The organism is Enterobacter sp. 118C5, assembly GCF_034107645.1.
GTDB classification, from domain to species: domain Bacteria; phylum Pseudomonadota; class Gammaproteobacteria; order Enterobacterales; family Enterobacteriaceae; genus Enterobacter; species Enterobacter nematophilus.
Genome location: NZ_JAWNEU010000040.1, coordinates 1 through 647 on the forward strand (window position 1 = coordinate 1; position 647 = coordinate 647).

Genomic DNA, 647 nt, shown 5'->3' on the forward strand with positions numbered 1-647 from the left:
CCAAGTCTCTGAGTGAACATACGTAATTCATTACGAAGTTTAATTCACGAGCATCAAACTTAAATTGAAGAGTTTGATCATGGCTCAGATTGAACGCTGGCGGCAGGCCTAACACATGCAAGTCGAACGGTAGCACAGAGAGCTTGCTCTCGGGTGACGAGTGGCGGACGGGTGAGTAATGTCTGGGAAACTGCCTGATGGAGGGGGATAACTACTGGAAACGGTAGCTAATACCGCATAACGTCGCAAGACCAAAGAGGGGGACCTTCGGGCCTCTTGCCATCAGATGTGCCCAGATGGGATTAGCTAGTAGGTGGGGTAACGGCTCACCTAGGCGACGATCCCTAGCTGGTCTGAGAGGATGACCAGCCACACTGGAACTGAGACACGGTCCAGACTCCTACGGGAGGCAGCAGTGGGGAATATTGCACAATGGGCGCAAGCCTGATGCAGCCATGCCGCGTGTATGAAGAAGGCCTTCGGGTTGTAAAGTACTTTCAGCGGGGAGGAAGGCGATAAGGTTAATAACCTTGTCGATTGACGTTACCCGCAGAAGAAGCACCGGCTAACTCCGTGCCAGCAGCCGCGGTAATACGGAGGGTGCAAGCGTTAATCGGAATTACTGGGCGTAAAGCGCACGCAGGCGG

General features: G+C 53.5%; 1 rRNA gene. It reads left to right on the forward strand.

Annotated elements, in window-relative coordinates:
• Positions 1-61: 61 nt before the first annotated feature.
• Positions 62-647 (forward strand): 16S ribosomal RNA (locus UTO39_RS22285); the annotation flags it as partial.